The sequence below is a fragment of the Cryobacterium sp. TMT2-4 genome, from assembly GCF_004402575.1.
Lineage (GTDB): Bacteria > Actinomycetota > Actinomycetes > Actinomycetales > Microbacteriaceae > Cryobacterium > Cryobacterium sandaracinum.
Map to the genome: position 1 here is coordinate 75,576 of NZ_SOGE01000038.1, position 16,460 is coordinate 92,035.

13 protein-coding genes are annotated in these 16,460 nt (G+C 68.0%); 3 read left to right on the top strand and 10 right to left on the bottom strand.

Annotation, left to right across the window (positions count from 1 at the left end):
• Window positions 1-45: 45 nt before the first annotated feature.
• The 10 genes from E3O54_RS13530 to E3O54_RS13575 all read right to left on the bottom strand — a co-directional run bounded on the left by E3O54_RS13530 (window position 46) and on the right by E3O54_RS13575 (window position 13,230).
• Window positions 46-2,178: an endo-1,3-alpha-glucanase family glycosylhydrolase gene (locus E3O54_RS13530; RefSeq protein ID WP_166805258.1), complete on the bottom strand. Its 2,133-nt coding sequence runs from the start codon at window positions 2,176-2,178 to the stop codon at window positions 46-48.
• A 235-nt stretch (window positions 2,179-2,413) separates the two neighbouring features.
• Window positions 2,414-3,370 carry a prolyl aminopeptidase gene (pip, locus tag E3O54_RS13535; protein WP_134401799.1) on the bottom strand — a complete coding sequence of 319 codons (957 nt, stop codon included), beginning with the start codon at window positions 3,368-3,370 and terminating at the stop codon, window positions 2,414-2,416.
• Window positions 3,371-3,380: 10 nt separating this feature from the next.
• Window positions 3,381-4,052: a response regulator transcription factor gene (locus E3O54_RS13540; protein WP_134372774.1), complete on the bottom strand. Its 672-nt coding sequence runs from the start codon at window positions 4,050-4,052 to the stop codon at window positions 3,381-3,383.
• Complete coding sequence (locus E3O54_RS13545) at window positions 4,049-5,326, bottom strand: sensor histidine kinase (protein ID WP_241973061.1); 1,278 nt, start codon at window positions 5,324-5,326, stop codon at window positions 4,049-4,051. Before E3O54_RS13545 ends, E3O54_RS13540 begins: the two co-directional genes overlap by 4 nt.
• A gap of 10 nt (window positions 5,327-5,336) precedes the next feature.
• Window positions 5,337-6,218 (bottom strand): ABC transporter permease, encoded by an 882-nt coding sequence (locus E3O54_RS13550; protein ID WP_104102530.1) that lies wholly within the window; start codon window positions 6,216-6,218, stop codon window positions 5,337-5,339.
• A 2-nt stretch (window positions 6,219-6,220) separates the two neighbouring features.
• The gene (locus E3O54_RS13555; protein WP_134401801.1) at window positions 6,221-7,147 is read right to left on the bottom strand and encodes an ATP-binding cassette domain-containing protein; all 927 of its coding nucleotides are present in this window, start codon (window positions 7,145-7,147) and stop codon (window positions 6,221-6,223) included.
• Window positions 7,148-7,347: 200 nt separating this feature from the next.
• The gene (locus E3O54_RS13560) at window positions 7,348-9,525 is read right to left on the bottom strand and encodes an acyl-CoA dehydrogenase (RefSeq protein WP_134401802.1); all 2,178 of its coding nucleotides are present in this window, start codon (window positions 9,523-9,525) and stop codon (window positions 7,348-7,350) included.
• Window positions 9,526-9,792: 267 nt separating this feature from the next.
• A complete protein-coding gene (locus tag E3O54_RS13565) occupies window positions 9,793-10,437 on the bottom strand; it encodes a trans-aconitate 2-methyltransferase (protein ID WP_134401803.1) in 645 nt (214 codons plus the stop codon).
• Window positions 10,438-10,494: 57 nt separating this feature from the next.
• Window positions 10,495-12,522: a DNA helicase RecQ gene (gene recQ / locus E3O54_RS13570; protein WP_241976904.1), complete on the bottom strand. Its 2,028-nt coding sequence runs from the start codon at window positions 12,520-12,522 to the stop codon at window positions 10,495-10,497.
• Between the two features lie 39 nt (window positions 12,523-12,561).
• Window positions 12,562-13,230 carry a copper resistance CopC family protein gene (locus E3O54_RS13575; RefSeq protein WP_166805259.1) on the bottom strand — a complete coding sequence of 223 codons (669 nt, stop codon included), beginning with the start codon at window positions 13,228-13,230 and terminating at the stop codon, window positions 12,562-12,564.
• Between the two features lie 70 nt (window positions 13,231-13,300).
• On the opposite strand from E3O54_RS13575, the gene E3O54_RS13580 reads away from it, so the two are divergent.
• The 3 genes from E3O54_RS13580 (at window position 13,301) to E3O54_RS13590 (ending at window position 16,456) form a co-directional block, all read left to right on the top strand.
• A complete protein-coding gene (locus E3O54_RS13580) occupies window positions 13,301-14,221 on the top strand; it encodes an EamA family transporter (protein WP_134401805.1) in 921 nt (306 codons plus the stop codon).
• Between the two features lie 175 nt (window positions 14,222-14,396).
• A complete protein-coding gene (locus E3O54_RS13585) occupies window positions 14,397-15,581 on the top strand; it encodes an ABC transporter substrate-binding protein (RefSeq protein WP_134401806.1) in 1,185 nt (394 codons plus the stop codon).
• Window positions 15,582-15,583: 2 nt separating this feature from the next.
• On the top strand, window positions 15,584-16,456 hold the full coding sequence (locus E3O54_RS13590) for a branched-chain amino acid ABC transporter permease (RefSeq protein ID WP_158250302.1): 873 nt from the start codon (window positions 15,584-15,586) through the stop codon (window positions 16,454-16,456).
• The last annotated feature ends 4 nt before the right edge of the window (window positions 16,457-16,460 follow it).

The window sequence follows — 16,460 nt, forward strand, 5'->3', positions numbered from 1 at the left end:
CCGCAGGCAGTTCGGCAGCACCCGGCTATGTTCCGATGATCCTGGTTACTGGGTCCTGCTGCTTGCGGCGTAATACTGCAGATCCTGCACGACAGGGCGCGCAACGACTGTGTACGGAGAGGTGACCGCGGCGATCTGCGCCCCGTTCCGGTCTGCACTCGCACCGACCGTGCCCAGCGCCAGCGGGAACGTCCTGCTTGATTCTCCTGCCGGCGCCTCGAACGATGTCTTTTTTCCTCCGATTGAGACCGTGACCGTCGCCGGTGCCGTGAGGAATGTGAGCACTCCGACGGTATCCCGAGGCTTCATGGCTGTTCCGCTCAACGTGGGCGACATGAGCTGCTGCGGCGTGGTCGGCGTCGCTGCATAGGGCTGAATCCGGTGCGTCAAGTAGATCGAGTCGTTGACGATAGCCGGCGCCGAGCCCTTCTTGAACTGGCTCAGGTAGTACGCGTTGATATCCAGGAAGGCCTCGCCGTGCGCTGCCGAAGGAGCAAACGACGTCCCCTCGGAGTAGTCGTTCCACGTGACCAGTTGCACCAATTCAGAACCGTTCGACAGCGCCCGTTTCCAGGACGCCTTCAGGGTTTCCGTATTGCCGGCTTCGTCATAGAGGTAGCTTCGGGGCCGGACGTCCTGGACGGCAACGGGAGACATCCACTTCACGCCGAGTGCTCGTGCCTTCGCCGCGTAGTCGGGACCGTTCTCGATGGTCACCGGCGTCCGGGTTCCCCAGTTGCTCAACGCATAACTGATCGGTGCAAAACTCTTCAGGTTCTCGTCACTGGCATTAAGGAATACGGCGATGAACGCCGTCTTGATTCCATACTGCGAAGCCAACGTCGACTTCAACTGCCCCCACCAGACCGCGTTCTGACGCTCGGCGGCGAAGGAGGAGAGAACGAATTCGCCTGTACTCAGACGATAGGTGGCCGGGGACTTGTATAATTCGGCAAGTTTCGCCGCGATGGTCGCGATGCTGGCCTTTCCGGCGCTGGCCGTCATATCCAGGTTCGGGACAATGGTGAAGTTTCTGCCGGACTGCTCCGCGCCCTGCACCAAATCGAGTGTTCGCTCCCAGTTGAGGCCGGACAGACTCATGATGTCGACGGTGAAGCCATCGATACCGGCATCTGCCGCGTCGGTGACTTCCTCTTTCATATCAGTGAGTTTCCAATCCCCCGAACGCGGAGCGCGAGCCTCAGGGCGGTCGCGCAGCAATCCGCCGTAGTTGGCGTGGATGCCGCCCTCGCCCTGCGACGTGAGGTAGTTGATCGCATAGTAATCCGATGCGGGTGCCTTGTTCTCGATGGAGATGGGGTACGGCGGAAAGTAGTGTGCAAAGACCTTTTTGCCGGTGGTGTTCGACCCGGGAACCGCGAATGACAGGTTGTCGGATCCGGTCGCCGAGCCGGTGGCCGAGCCGGTCGCCGAGCCGGTCGCCGAGCCGGTCGCCGAGCCGGTCGCCGAGCCGGTCGCCGAGCCGGTCGCCGAGCCGGTCGCCGCGCCGGTCGCCGAGCCGGTTGCCGCGAGGACGAGCTTCAGCGTGGGGCGCGCCTCCCCTTTGCCTACGAACGAGGTGCTGACAAACTTCTGGGCGAAGCGCACCTCGAACGCAGTCGACCCGGACAACGCTGTACCGTTCAGACCCGAGAGCGGCACAGAAATTGTCTGTCCGGTCAGAGCCCGAACCGATGCCCCACTCAGTTCCGTGTCGATGTGGGCCGGGCGGTTCGACTCAGTCAGAGACGACGCGCTCCAGTCCGAGGAGACCGGATAGACCTGCACGCCAGGTGCGGTAGAGGTGGTGCTGGCGACTTTCAAGTCCAATGTCGCCGACACGACGCTCATGCCCGTGTACTGTGCCGTGTCGAATTTGAGGAAGGTCTTGTCAGCCAGCGACGTGGCGCTGACGTACGGCGTGGCGTTCTGGGGTGTGCTGGGTTCGCGGATAGTGGTCCAGGTGGCCTCCCCCGCTTTCACTGCGATCGGGGCAGCGGCGACAGCCTGGGGAGAGGTCACCGCCGACGCGGGCGACGGAACGAAAGCCGTTAGGGCCAGCACTGTCGCCGCAAGGACGGCCGTGAGTTGCCATAGCTTGGCGAGACGTAGCTTGCCATTGGGGTGCCGGTTCAGGAATTTGATCGGGGATTTTTGGGCAGCATAAAGATCAGACATACAACATCTCAAGATTGTGCGCGATCGAGAGCGCGAGGGATGTGACCCCCGAAGAGGGGCCACCTGAGCAATATTCGAATGCTATCGAAGGGTAGTGCGATTACCAAATATGACGAGAGTGTCAAGGGCCTGGACAGACCACCGGCAGGGATTATTTCGACGGGAGCGAGCACATATTCAGGACCGCCGTCCGACCGGTCTGGGCCTGCTGTCGCCGGGATTCTCCCGGCCGGCCTCAGGCCGCGAAGCGGTCCGTGGCCTCGATGATCGCGTCCAGGTTGCCGGGCTCGTCGAAGGAGTGACCGGCATCCGGGATCAGCCTGAAATCGGCCTCCGGCCAGTTCTGGTGCAGCTCCCAGGCTGTGAAGGCGGGGGTGCACATGTCATAGCGGCCCTGCACGATGACGCCGGGGATGTCCTTCAGACGGTCCGCGTCGCGGATCAGCTGGTTCGGTTCGAACCAGCCGGAGTTGGTGAAGTAGTGGTTCTCGATCCGGGCGAAGGCCACCGCGAACGCCGGCTCGGTGAAGCGCTCGATCGTGTCGGGCTGCTGCAACAGCGTGATTGTGGAGGACTCCCAGGTAGACCAGGCCACGCCGGCCCGCTCCCGCACGTACTGGTCGGGGTCGTTCAGCAGTCGCTTGTAGGCCTCGATCAGGTGGCCGCGCTCCTCCACCGGAACCGGGGCGATGAAGCTCTCCCAGAGGTCCGGGTAGATCGCCGACGCGCCGCCCTCGTAGAACCAGTCGAGTTCCATCGGGCGCAGCGTGAAAATGCCCCGCAACACGAGTTCGGTGACCCGGTCCGGGTGTGTCTCGGCGTACGCGAGGCTGAGGGTGCTGCCCCAGGACCCGCCGCAGACCAGCCAACGCTCGATCCCGAGGTGCTCGCGCAGTTTCTCGAGGTCGGACACGAGGTGCCAGGTGGTGTTGGTGGTGAGGTCGGCGTCCGCCGCGCTCGCGTGCGGCGTGCTCTGACCGCAGCCACGCTGGTCGAAAAGGATGATGCGGTACTTCTTCGGGTCGAAGACGCGGCGTTGCTTCGGGCTCGATCCGCCGCCCGGCCCTCCGTGCAGGTAGACGGCCGGCTTGCCGTCGGGGTTGCCGGATGCCTCCCAGTAGATGGTCTGCCCGTCACCGACCTCGAGGAGTCCGGTTTCGTAGGGTTCGATCTCGGGGTAGAAGGTGCGCATACCCCCGAGCCTATTCGAGCCGGTGGGCCAGAATGACGACCTGCACTCGGTCACGCAGCTCAAGCTTGGCCAGGATGCGTCCGACGTGGCTCTTGACGGTGGACTCGGACAGGAAGAAACGTTCGGCGAGCTCCGGGTTCGACAGACCCTCCGCGACCGCGAAGAAGACCTCTCGCTCCCGCTCGGTGAGCAGGCCGAGTCGGCCGGCGTCGGCATCCGCTTCGGTACCGTCGGCCTCCCGATCTGCCCCCGGAAGCTTCGCTCCGAACAGGTCCAGCATGCGCCGGGTCACCCGCGCCGAAACGGAGGCGTCGCCCGAGGCCACGGCCCGGATTGCCGCGGTAAGTTCAGCGGGCTGGGCGTCTTTCAGCAGGAACCCGCGCGCGCCCGCGCGGAGACCACCGAACGCGTACTCGTCGAGGTCGAAAGTGGTGAGAATGATGATCCGGCTGTCGGGGCACGCGGCGGTGATCCGCCGTGTGGCCTCGATGCCGTCGATTCCGGGCATCCGCACATCCATCAGGATGACGTCGGGATGCAGGTCGGTGGCGAGTGCGATCGCCTCGGCGCCGTCGCCGGCCTCGGCCACCACGGTGAAATCGTCCTCGGCCTCGAGCACCATCCGGAAGCCCGTGCGCAGCAGCGCCTGGTCGTCGACGAGCAAAATCCGGATCGGCGTCATGCCCGTTCCCCCGTCTCGTCGACCGTCATCGTCGCGCGCACCTGCCAGCCGCCGCCGGGACGGCACCCGGCCACGAGGGTGCCGTCGTAGAGCGCGACGCGCTCGCGCAGCCCGATGATGCCCCGCCCGGCAGCCGACGACGGCAATGTGGCCGACGCGTTCCGGCCGTCGTCGGCGATGACCACCTCGAGCCGCCCCGGTACCCGGATCAGTCGCACGGTCACCGCGGTCGGATGCGCCGAATACCGCAGCGCGTTGGTCAGCGATTCCTGCACGATCCGGTAGACCGTCAACTGCAGACCCTGGCTCCCGGGAATGCGCCCGGTGAGTTCCAGCCGGGCGGGCAGTCCGGCGGCGCGGAACGATTCGACCAGGTCGACGAGCTGGTCGGCGCCGGGTTGGGGCCGGAGGGGGATATCCGTCCCCTCGGGGTCGCCCTGCTCCTGAGGACCCTCACTCAGCACGCCGAGCAGCCGGCGCATCTCGGACATCGAGCCGCGGCCGGTCCGGGCCACCTCGCGCAGCGCAGCGCGCGAACGTTCCGGGTCTTTGACGAGCAGCGCGTCGGCGCCGTCGGCGAGCGCGACCATGACCGAGAGGCTGTGCGCGATGATGTCGTGCATTTCCCGGGCGATGCGCCCGCGTTCGGTGATGCGGGCGAGCTGGGCCTGCTGGTCGCGCTCTCGGGCCAGCTGTGCGGCCAGTTCGACCAGCGCGGCCACATAACGCTTGCGATCGCCGACCGTGACACCGATCAGGGTGGCCGCGAGCATGAGGACCGCGGATTGGGAGGCGACCGCAAGCCAGGATGCGTAACTGCTCGCGCCCAGAAAAGCACCCAGGGCGCCGATGCCGATCGCCACGGCGAGGCCGAACCAGGCGCTTCGCACGCCACGGTAGACCGCGGCAGTGTAGAGCGCGATCAGCACGGGCAGGGTGTCGCCCTGGCCGGGGAACGCGACGACCAGTCCTGCGCAGGTCACCCCGAGCACGAGAAGCGGGGCATGCCGCCGGACCAGCAGTGCGGCCGTGATGACCATCACCACCGCGGCGGTGATCAGGGCCTGCGGCGGCAGGCCGGGCCCGGCCTGCCGTGTCAGGTCGATCAGGAAAACGACGGCCATCGGCACGAAATAGGCGCTCGCGACCAGCGCATCGCTGAGCCACGGATGCCGCGACCAGAACCGCCCGGCCACCCCCGGCGGTGTCGGCAGACGAAGTTCGCCCTCGGTCGGCACAAGCGGCCGGCCGAGGGCGAGGAGTGATTCGGTCATTCAGAGGACTTTACGCGTCCCTCCGCTTCAACACCACAGCGGCACCGACCAAGCTGACCGCGAGCCAGCCGAGCACCACCAGCAGGTTGACCCACCATTCGATCGGCACCGGGCTGAACGACATCAACCCGAACATGTTGATGCCCGCGTTCGACACCAGATACGGCAGCACCGCGGCGGCCCACGGGGCAGCGATCACCTGGAACACCATCGGGAGCAACAGCACGATGCCGAGCACGACCGCGATGCCGCCGGCCCCGCTGCGCACGATGGTGCCGATGCCGAGGGCGAAGACCGCGATCAGGGCCAGGTAGAGCGCACCGCCGAGTACCGGCAGGAACACGGCTGGATCCGCGAAGCTGACGCCCAAGCCCTGCCGGGAAAGCACCAGCGACGCCACCAGATAGGAACCGAGGTTGGCGGCCAGCCCAACCACGAAGGTCGTGACGAACAGCACGGCGGCCTTCGCCGCAAGGGCGGGCAGCCGGCGCGGCACCGCTGTCAACGTGGACCGAATCATGCCGGTGGAGTATTCGCCGCTGATGGTCAGCGCGCCGAGGACGGCCACGATGAGTTGGCCGAAGAACACCCCGAATGTCGCGGTCTGGGCGATGAAAGTCGCCTGGTCGGCCGCGGGGATCATCGAGGCGTCCGCACCCTGCAGGTCGAGCGTCGAGGACATGACCGCCGCGAGGGCGAGCGAAACCAGTACGAGCAGGGCGTACGACCAGGCCGTCGAGCGCACGCTGCGCAGCTTGATCCACTCCGACCGCAGCAGGCCCGCCGCGCTCAGGCCGTGCACAGCGGATGCGGCGCCGGGCACGGTGCCGTCCGCGGCCGGGGAGGAGGAAGCAGCGGGCGCGGGCGTCTTGGTCGCGGTTGTCTCGGTCATCGTCATGCCTCCTGCAGTTGCGCGGAGCCGCTGGCGCGGTACTCCACCTCGTCTTGGGTCAGGGCCAGGTAAGCCTCTTCCAGTGACGCGCTCACGCCGGTCAGCTCGTGCAGCACGATGCCCGCGGCGGCGGCCTGTTCGCCGATGTCACCGGCCGAAATACCGGCTACCTCGAGCAGGTCCGGCTCTCCGGTGGTGACGGTGACGTCGGGCTGGGCGAGCAGGGCCGCAAGCTGGGCGGACTGAGGGGTGCGCACGCGCACCCGGTGCGTGCCGGCCATGCCGATAATCTCGGAGACCGGGGCATTCACGATCACCTTTCCCCGGCCCAGCATGATCAGGTGGTCGGCCGTGAGAGCCATTTCGCTCATCATGTGCGAGGACAGCAGCACGGTTCGGCCCTCCGCGGCGAGGTACCGCATCAGCTGGCGCACCCACTGCACGCCCTCGGGGTCGAGCCCGTTGACGGGCTCGTCGAGAATCAGCACCGCAGGGTCGCCGAGCAGCGCCGCTGCGATGCCGAGGCGCTGGCCCATGCCGAGGGAGAAGCCGCCGACGCGCGTGCGGGCGACGGCTTTAATCCCGGTGAGCTCGATCACCTCGTCGACCCGGGCGGCCGGGATGCCGTGGGTGGCCGCCAGGGCCAGCAGGTGGTTGCGGGCCGAGCGGCCGGTGTGCACGGCCCTCGCGTCGAGCAGCACGCCCACCTCGCACAGCGGCGCCCGGTGCTCGCTGTAATGCTTGCCGTTGACCGTGACCGATCCGGCGGTCGGCCGGTCCAGTCCGACGATCATGCGCATGATGGTGCTCTTGCCGGCGCCGTTCGGACCCAGCAGGCCGGTCACCTTGCCGGGCTGCACGGTGAAGTCGATCGCGTCGACCGCGGTCTTGCCGCCGTGCCGTTTGGTCAGGGACTGTGCCTGAATCATCCGTCTCCTCGTTGTACATCGGTGGGGCCGGTCTCACCGTGTGAAATCGGCCCGGCATCGACGCTACGGGGGACGGATGCTGCACGCATCGGCCCAGCGGACGCTTGTGCGCCCGCCGGCCTCGTACCTGGGTACGACACGAGGGTGCCCGTTCCGGTAGAGAGCGGCCGGCGGAACGGGCACTCTCCACCGGATCGGGGCTACCTCTTGGCGGGAGTCTTCTCGGCGCGGGGAGCGGTGCCGTTGGCACGCTGGGTTTGGTAGTAGTCCCTGGCCTCATTCTGGCGCCCCTGCTCGGCACCGCTGGCGATTGCCGACCGGAGGTGGTCCTGGCTGTAACCGAAGGCGTCGACCAGGTCGACGGAGTGGGGGCGGAGCCGGGCGATGATGCGGTCGATGTAGGCCGTGACCGACTGTGCCCGCTTGGCCGACAGGCGCCCGTGGATCAGGTACCAGGCCAGGTGCTTCTCCACCAGTCCGAGGCCGAACAGGTCGCGCAGCCAGGTCAGGACCTGCTTCGTGCCGGCGTCTTCAGCGGTCTCGACCGCCCGGGTGAACGCCTCCCACTGCAGCAGCTCGCCGTGCGAACGGGCCGCCTCGATCAGCTGGTCCTGGTTGGCGTTGAAGAGGGCCGCGGCATCCTTCGGTGCCAGCTTGCCGGCCGAGCGGAGCTTGCCCGCGATCTCGGCGATCATGGTTTCGACCCGGTCGGTGAGCAGCTCCCGCTGCACCGTGGTGTCGCGGAGGTGGCCCACGGAGCGAGCGGTGGAGCCGAAGTCGGAGACCGCCTGGCCCAGGGTGCGGAGCCCGGTACCGTGGTAGGCGCGGCCGGCAGCTTGCTGCACGACGTAACGGGCGAGCACGCCCGGGCCGGCTGAGGCGAACTTGCGGCTGTAGTCGGTGAGCAGACGCTTCGCGACGAGCTGCAGGAGCACGTTGTTGTCGCCCTCGAAGGTGGCGAAGACGTCCAGGTCGGCGCGCAGGCCGACCAGCCGGTTCTCGGCGAGGAATCCGGCGCCGCCGCAGGCTTCGCGGGCCTCCTGCAGGGTGTCGAGAGCGTGCCAGGTCGAGAGCGGCTTGAGGGCGGCGGCGAGGGTTTCGAGGTCTTGCCGGTCGGCGTCCGTGTCGGCCTGGCCGCTGAAGACCTGATCGAACTTGACCAGGAACTCGTCGTGGGCGAACGTGTGCGCGTAGGTCGTGGCCAGGCGCGGCAGCAGACGGCGCTGGTGGCGCTGGTAGTCGAGGATGACCTCCTCGTCGGTGTCGCTACCGGCGTTGAACTGGCGGCGCTGGCTGCCGTAGGTGATGGCGATCGTCAGGGCCATCGCCGAAGCCTGGGTGGCGGCGCCGTCGAGCGAGACGCGGCCCTGCACGAGGGTGCCGAGCATGGTGAAAAAGCGGCGGCCGGGGCTGGAGATCGGGCTGGTGTAGGTCCCGTCCTCGGCGACGTCGCCGTAGCGGTTGAGCAGGTTTTCGCGGGGAATGCGCACCCCGTCGAAGTGGAGCCGCCCGTTGTCGATGCCGTTGAGGCCGCCCTTGAGGCCGTCGTCCTCGCCACCGATGCCGGGGAGGAAATCCCCGGACTCGTCGCGGATCGGCACCCAGAATGCGTGCACTCCATGGTTGACGCCTGCCGTGATCAGCTGGGCGAAGAGAACGGCGGCGATGCCGTCTTTCGCGGCGTTTCCGAGGTAGTCCTTCCACGCCGCGCGGAACGGGGTGTCGAGAACGAATTCCTGCGTGGCAGGGTCGTAGGTCGAAGTCGTGCCGATGGCCGCGACATCCGAGCCGTGTCCGGTCTCGGTCATCGCGAAGACGCCCGGGACCTGCATGGTCATGATGCCCGGCAGGTAGGCGTCGTGGTGCTTCTTGGTGCCGAGGTGCAGCACGGCCGCGCCGAACAGACCCCACTGCACGCCCGCCTTGATCTGCAGGCTGGGGTCGGCGGTGACGAGTTCCTCGAACCCGGCGATGTTTCCGCCGTGGTCGTCGGCGCCGCCCAGGTGCGTCGGGAACGCGCGGTGCACGTGCCCGTTCTCGGCCAGGATCAGGAGCTGGCCCAGCACGCGTTCGCGGTGCTCGGCCATGGATTGACCCTCGATGCGCTGCAGTTCGGGCTTGGCCGTGAGCTCGCGCGCCCGCAGGCGCACGTCGGCCCAGGTGCCGAGCAGCTGCCGGTGCAGCGACTCGATGTTGACCGTGGGGGCACCGGTCTGGCCGGCGATCATGACCGGGCCGGTGTCGACGCCGGGCGCCACGGGGGGCGTGACGGCGACGGTCGTGGCCAGGGTCGCGTCCGTCTTCTTGTCCGTCTTGGCGGGGATCTTCTCCGTCTTGGCGGGGGTAGTGCTGTTGGAGCGCTGAGCAGTGTCAACCATCATTGGTCCTTCGTCTTCGCGCGAACTCGAAATTTTCTTACACGTTAGGCGGCTCTCACGAAGCGGGGAAATAGTGCGTGACGGGCCTACAACGAAGGATGCTCCGCCCGGCATTCGTCTTGTAGGTTTCCACAGCGGTAAAGGGTCTGACGGCACCGTTACCCACAAACGGGGCACCACCTCTGCCGGAGCGACGGCCCGGCCGCTCCTAACGAATTCGACGGAGATTTTGCCCTAGAAGCCCTAAAACAAGCCCAAAACGTGGCTTTAGCTAAAAATCTCCGTCGAATTCGTTGGGGCACAGGTCGTCGGGGTGCGGGCGGTGACGTGGAAGAGGTGCCAGTGGCGAGGGCCGAATGCGGACTGACCGGGGCGGTCGTCTTCGACGAGGCCGACGACGTGCAGACCGGCCAGGAGCGCCTCGACCTGGCCGCGATCATGAAAGTTCATGTCTGCGCGGCCGGCCCATTCATCGTGGGGGCCGAAGAATTCTCCGGCGAACCAGGCGCCGGGCGTCAGCGCCGCGCGGATGCCCGCCCACAGGTCGGGGAACACCGCGGGGTCGCAGAAGGGCAGGGAAAACCCCGCATAGACGAGGTCTGCGGCGGGCAACTCGGGGAGATCCTCGAAGCGGGACCGGTGAAAGACCAGGAGGGACTGCTCCGCAGCGCGAAGGCCCGTCCGGACCCTGGCCTCGGAGCCCGGGTCGGCGTCGAACGCGTGTACGGTCCAGCCGGCGGCGAGCAGGTGCCGGGTCTCGGTGCCCGCACCGCAGCCCAAGTCGATCGCAGTGCCGGGTGGGGCGGGTGGCGCGTCGGCGCAGAGGTCGAGGGCACGGAGGTCGAGGGCACGGAGCAGCACCGCACGCGGCGGGCGAGCGGCCTGAGCGTTGAAGTACTCGGTCCAGTCCATGACTCAGTTCTACCCGGTCCTGCGGGATGCCGCGGGTTGGGTCCGGGACGGGAGGCGTCAGGTTCCGGCGGACACGACCTCGAGGAGGGCGGCGCCGTAGGCGTCGAGCTTCTTGGCACCGACGCCGGAGATGCCGTCGAGGTCGGCCAGGGTGGCCGGCTTCGTCGCGGCGATCGCCAGCAGGGTTGCGTCGCCGAAGATGATGTAGGCCGGCACGCCCTGCTCTTTGGACTGGGCGGAGCGCCAGACCCGCAGCGCCGCGAACAGGGTCTCCTGCTCGGGGCTGAGATCGGCCGCGGCCGCCTTCGCGGCGCTCTTGCGGGCCCCGGCCGCGGGGCGGGCGGCCCGTTCGGGCTCGGTGCGGAGCTCCACTGTGCGGCGGCCAGCGAGGACCTCCGCGGCGGCATCCGTCAGCACCAGGGTGCCGTATTCGCCGGAGGTGGCCAGGAAACCCTGGGCGAGGAGCTGCCGCACGACGCCGCGCCACTGCTGGTCGCTGAGGTCGGCACCGATGCCCCAGGTGGCCAGCTGGTCGTGGCTGTGCTGAGTGGTGCGCGGGGTCACCTTGCCGCGCAGGATGTCGATGAGCTGCCCGGCGCCGAAGCGCTGATTGCGCTCGCGCAGCAGGCGGACCACGGTGGAGAGCAGTTTCTGGGCGGGGACGGTGCCGTCCCAGCCGACGGGGGGTTCGAGGCAGGTGTCGCAGTTGCCGCACGGCTCGCTGGACTGGCCGAAGTAGCGCAGCAGGTTGACCCGGCGGCAGGTGACGGTCTCGCAGAGCGCGAGCATGGCGTCGAGGTGGGCGGAGAGCTTGCGCCGGTGGCCGAGGTCGCCGGGCGACTCGTCGATCATGCGGCGCTGCTGCACGACGTCTTGCAGGCCATAGGTGAGCCAGCCGGTGGAGGGCAGGCCGTCGCGGCCCGCGCGGCCGGTCTCCTGGTAGTAGCCCTCGACGGACTTGGGCAGGTCGATGTGGGCGACGAAACGCACATCCGGTTTGTCGATGCCCATGCCGAACGCGATCGTGGCGACGATGATGACGCCCTCCTCACGGAGGAACCGGGACTGGGTGCGGGCGCGCAACCCCTGGTCGAGGCCCGCGTGGTAGGGCAGCGCGTTGAGCCCGTTCTGGCGCAGAAATTCGGCGGTCGCCTCGACGGTCTTGCGACTGAGGGCATAGACGATGCCGGCATCCGTGGGGTGCTCGGCCTTGATGAAGGCCAGGAGCTGCTTGCGCGGCTCGGCCTTGCCGACGATGCGGTATTGGATGTTGGGCCGGTCGAAGCTGGCGACGAAGTGCCGGGCATCGCCCATCTGTAGCCGGGTGGTGATCTCTTTATGGGTGGCGTCGGTGGCCGTGGCGGTGAGAGCGATGCGGGGAACATCGGGCCAGCGGTCGGCCAGGTCGGACAGGGCTAGGTAGTCGGGCCGGAAGTCGTGCCCCCACTGCGACACGCAGTGGGCCTCGTCGATGGCGAAGAGGGCGATGGTACCGCGGTCGAGGAAACGCTTGGTGGCCTCGGAGGAGAGTCGCTCGGGGGCGACGTAGAGCAGGTCGAGGTTGCCGGCGAGGTAGTCGCGCTCGACCGCGCCCCGAGCGGCGGAGTCCTGGCTGGAGTTGAGGAACGCGGCGCGCACGCCCACGGCGGTGAGCGCGTCGACCTGGTCTTGCATGAGGGCGATCAGCGGCGAGATGACGATGCCGGTGCCCTCCCGCACGAGCGAGGGGATCTGATAGCACAGGCTCTTACCGCCACCGGTGGGCATCAGCACGACGGCGTCGTTGCCGTTGATGACCTGGTCGATGATGGCGGCCTGCTCGCCGCGGAAGGAGTCGTAGCCGAAGACCGTGCGCAAGGCCTCGCCGGCCGTCGCGAACTTCGCGGTGGCGCGGCGGGGCGGGGTTGCGGGTACGCGAAGGGCGGATGCGCCGGCACGAGCGCGGCCTGCCGGGCCCGCCAGGCCCGGGGCCGGTTCCCACTCCCTGGCTCCGCCGGCATAGCCGTCGGGCGGTGGCGGGGCGTCGAATTCGTCGGGTGGTTCGAACTCGTCAGGATTCCACGGTATTTCGGCGTTCCAACTCACCCGGCAACTCTACCTGCGCCCTCCGATGGTGCGGGTCGGCTACGCGGGCTGGTCAGGCTGCTCGGGCTGATTCGGTGGGCGAGGCGCGCGTCGGCGGATGGCGAGGAGGGTTCTAGCCACAGCGAGGAGGACGGCACCGAGGGCGGCGGCGATCCAGACGGCGACGAGGGGGGCTTCGGCGAGGGCGACGGTGCTTGTGTCGGTGGAATCCGGGAAAGCAGCATCCGCGGCGGCGTCCGCGGTCTCGGCGCAGACCGGCTTGGCCGGGGACCCTTCAGCCAATGCCTGGTCGGCGGCCGGTTGCCAGGTGAAGGTGAAGTCGCCGGACACCGGATGCCCGTCGGTCGAGACCACCTGCCAGGTCACCGTGTACTCGCCCGGCTGGCCCAGCTGGGCCTTGGTCTCGACGGTCGGGCCGAGCAGGCTGATACAGCCGTCACCGTAGTAGAGAGGCGTGGCCACACGCGCGGGCCCGCTGATGAGCATCCCGCTGCCCGCTCCCCCGCCGCCGAGGTCAAGCAGGGCGTCGTTCGTCGTCACGGTGAACAGCGAAGGCTGTTCAGTCACGACGGCCCCCGCTGCCGGGGAGGACCCGCCCACGGAGTCGTGGGCCGACGCCGGGGCGGCGGACCACCACGGCGGCGCGGCCACCACGGCGGCGCCCAGCGCGAGCGCTGCCCACTGCCGCGCCCTGTTCCCTCGTTTCACAGCGATCTGTCTCCCCGCCTCACACGGTTGGGGGTCTTAGGATACCGGCCACTCGCTAAGCTCGTTTTCTATGCTTACCGCGGTCTTCGGCCTCACCGGCGCACTCATCTTCGGGAGTGCCGACTTCCTTGGCGGGCTCGCCGCCAAGCGCATGAGTTCCCTGCTCGTGACGGCCGTCGCCGCGGCATCCGGGCTCGTGGCCCTGCTGCTCGCCCTACCGTTTGTGGTGGGGGTCTGGTCGCCGTCGGCCGTGCTGTGGGGCGGATTGTCCGGAGTCAGCGGCGCAATCGCGATCTCGCTGCTCTACACCTGCCTCGCGATCGGGCCGATGAGCATCCTCTCGCCGCTCACGGCCGTGGTGTCGGCGGTCGTGCCGATGACGGTGGGGCTGGCAGGCGGCGACCGCCTCGCCCCGATCGGCTACTGGGCGCTCGGCCTGGCGCTCGTGGCGGTGGTGCTCGTGGGTTTCGTGCCCGAGCGCGGCGCCGTGCGGCCGAGCCTGCTCGGCGTGCTGATGGCCCTCGGCTCCGGCACGATGATCGGCGCCTTCATGGTGATGATCGACCTGACCCCGGCGGACAGCGGGCTCGTGCCGCTGGTGATGAACCGCGCGGTTAATGCGGCGATCATGTTCTCCGTGGTCGGGCTGCTCGCCCTGCTCGCGTTGCGGCGGCGACGTTCACTTGTGACGACCGCGCCGATGACGGGCTCGTCCAGACCGGTGACGGATGCCGCGCCGCAGCCCCGCTCGACGCTCACCATCGGGCTGCGGCTGGCCGTGGCCTGCGGCGTGATCGACGTCGTGGCCAATGTGTTGCTGCTGCTCGGCATGCGCGCCGGGGACCTCAGCGTGATGAGCGTACTCACGGCAATGTACCCGGCCGGCACGATCCTGCTCGCCGCCGTGGTGCTCCGGGAACGGATCGCGCCGGTGCAGTGGTTGGGCCTCGCGCTCGCCCTCGGCGCGGCCGGGATGCTCGCGCTGGCCTGACGGACCGGGCGCCGACTGGCATCCTTTCACCGCCGACACCGTCACCCACTCGTTACGAACGACTGCCTCGGGACCCTTGCCGCGCGCGGCGATGCCACGGTACTGTCAGGCCCACACCTGAATTAGTGAACGACTGGTCGGTCACTAATTATCTGTTCCTCTGAAGGAGATTCCAATGAAGAAGTCTCGTCTGCGTTTCATCGCGCCGATTGCCGTTATCACAGCCCTTGCGCTGGCCGGATGCAGCACCTCGAACCTGGGGGGAACGGCCAAGGACGACCCTGCAGCGGAGGCCGGCCCGATCAAGATCGGCGCGGTTCTCGACGTCACCGGCGTCGGCGCCAGCCTCGGCGTGCCGGAGCAGAACACGCTCACAATGCTGGCCAAGCAGCTCAACGACGACGGCGGCATCGACGGCCGCGACGTCGAGCTCACCATCATCGACAATCAGTCGACCGAGGACGGCGCGGCCAAGGCCACGAGCAAGCTGATCGAGAGCGACAAGGTCGACATCATCATCGGTGCCTCACGCACCGGGCCCAGCCTGGCCATGCGCCCCATCGCGGAAGCCGCGAAGATCCCGATGATCTCCGTCGCGGCCAACGTGGCCATCGTCGAGGGCTCGAGGTGGGTCTTCAAGACCGCGCAGAACGACGTGGTCGTGCTCGAGCGCATCCTCGACGACGCCGAGGCGAAGGGATACACCAAGCTGGCCCTCGTGCGCGACGCGAGCGGTTTCGGCGAAGGGGTCGCGGAGTACATCACAGACCTCGGCGCCGAGCGCGGCATCACCCTGGTCATGACGGAGGCCTTCGAGCCGAGCGCGACCGACTTCACCCCGCAGATGACCAACGTGCGCGGCTCGGACTCTGACGCCGTCATCATCTGGGGCATCAACCCCTCGGCCGGCCTGGCCCAGAAGGCCTATGTGCAGCTCAGCGTGAACAAGCCGGTCTACCACTCGCACGGCATCTCGAACCAGGCATTCTTCGACGCCGCCGGTGACGCCGCCAACGGCGTCATCGCCCCGATGGGCCGCCTGCTCGTCGCCGACCAGCTCGCGGCCGACAACACCCAGCGCGAGGTCATCGAGCAGTTCCAGGCGGACTACAACGCGGCCTACGGCGAGCAGCCGTCCGGTTTCGCGGGCCACGCGTTCGACGCCTGGCACATCGCCGTCAACGCGATCGAGGCCGCCGGCACCGACGCGGATGCCCTGCGCGACGAACTCGAGAGCGCCCAGTGGACTGGGATCTCCGGAGTCTTCCAGATGACCGCGAAGAACCACTCCGGCCTCGACGCCACCGCCCTCATCCTGGCTGAGGCCGAGGATGGTCGCTGGAACCTCCTCAAGGACTGATCGTGCTCACTGATTTCCTGCAGTTGACGGTGGCAGGGCTTTCACAGGGCTCTGTGTACGCCCTGCTCGCCGTCGGCCTGATCGCCGTCTACACGGTTCGCCACGTCATCAACATCGCCCAGGGCGAGTTCGCGATGCTGGCCGGACTGGGGAGTGCCTGGCTCGCCGCGGCCGGGATGCCGCTCCTTCTCGCGATCCTGGTCGCCATCCTCTCGGTGACCCTGGTGGCCATTGCGATGGAACGGCTGATCATCGCACGGGTGAAGAAGCTGACCCCGCTCACGTCCATCATCCTGACCCTCGGCGTCTCGACTCTGCTGCAGGCGATCATGCTGCTGGCCTGGGGGCCCGAGGCCAAGGGGGTGCCCCTGTTCCCGGGGACCAACATCCTGATCGGCGGGGTGAGCATCCGTTCTCAGGAATTCTGGATGATCGGCGCCCTCGTCGTGGTCGGCGGCGGAATTGTGCTCTTCTACGAGAAGTCGCGCTGGGGCAAGGCACTGCGGGCGTGTGCGGAGCAGCCCGTTGCGGCGCGCATCGTGGGGATCTCACCGGTCACCGCGTCAGTGCTGGCCTTCGCGATTGCGGGTTTCGTCGGGGGTGTCGCCGGCGTGGTGGCTTCCCCGATCTACCTCTCACTCTGGTCGGGCGGCGTACTGCTCGGCCTCAAGGGCTTCGTCGCCGCCGTCCTCGGCGGCTTCGTCTCCTTTCGTGCCGCGATCGTCGGGGCTCTCCTGCTCGGCGTGATCGAGGCCTACGTGGCCGGGTACGTCTCGTCCGGCCTGAGGGACGGCGCCGCCTTCCTCATCCTCATCCTTGTGCTCGTCGTTCGCCCCCAGGGCCTCGTTCTCAAGCCCACAGCGGTCAGGGTGTAGCGAA

Bases quoted from the DNA above. Each gene is read 5' to 3' on its own strand.
- E3O54_RS13560 (WP_134401802.1), bottom strand. From the start codon at position 9,525: ATGGTTGACACTGCTCAGCGCTCCAACAGCACTACCCCCGCCAAGACG.
- E3O54_RS13580 (WP_134401805.1), top strand. From the start codon at position 13,301: ATGCTTACCGCGGTCTTCGGCCTCACCGGCGCACTCATCTTCGGGAGT.
- E3O54_RS13530 (WP_166805258.1), bottom strand. From the start codon at position 2,178: ATGTCTGATCTTTATGCTGCCCAAAAATCCCCGATCAAATTCCTGAAC.
- E3O54_RS13545 (WP_241973061.1), bottom strand. From the start codon at position 5,326: ATGACCGAATCACTCCTCGCCCTCGGCCGGCCGCTTGTGCCGACCGAG.
- E3O54_RS13540 (WP_134372774.1), bottom strand. From the start codon at position 4,052: ATGACGCCGATCCGGATTTTGCTCGTCGACGACCAGGCGCTGCTGCGC.
- E3O54_RS13555 (WP_134401801.1), bottom strand. From the start codon at position 7,147: ATGATTCAGGCACAGTCCCTGACCAAACGGCACGGCGGCAAGACCGCG.
- pip (WP_134401799.1), bottom strand. From the start codon at position 3,370: ATGCGCACCTTCTACCCCGAGATCGAACCCTACGAAACCGGACTCCTC.
- E3O54_RS13550 (WP_104102530.1), bottom strand. From the start codon at position 6,218: ATGACCGAGACAACCGCGACCAAGACGCCCGCGCCCGCTGCTTCCTCC.
- E3O54_RS13585 (WP_134401806.1), top strand. From the start codon at position 14,397: ATGAAGAAGTCTCGTCTGCGTTTCATCGCGCCGATTGCCGTTATCACA.
- E3O54_RS13565 (WP_134401803.1), bottom strand. From the start codon at position 10,437: ATGGACTGGACCGAGTACTTCAACGCTCAGGCCGCTCGCCCGCCGCGT.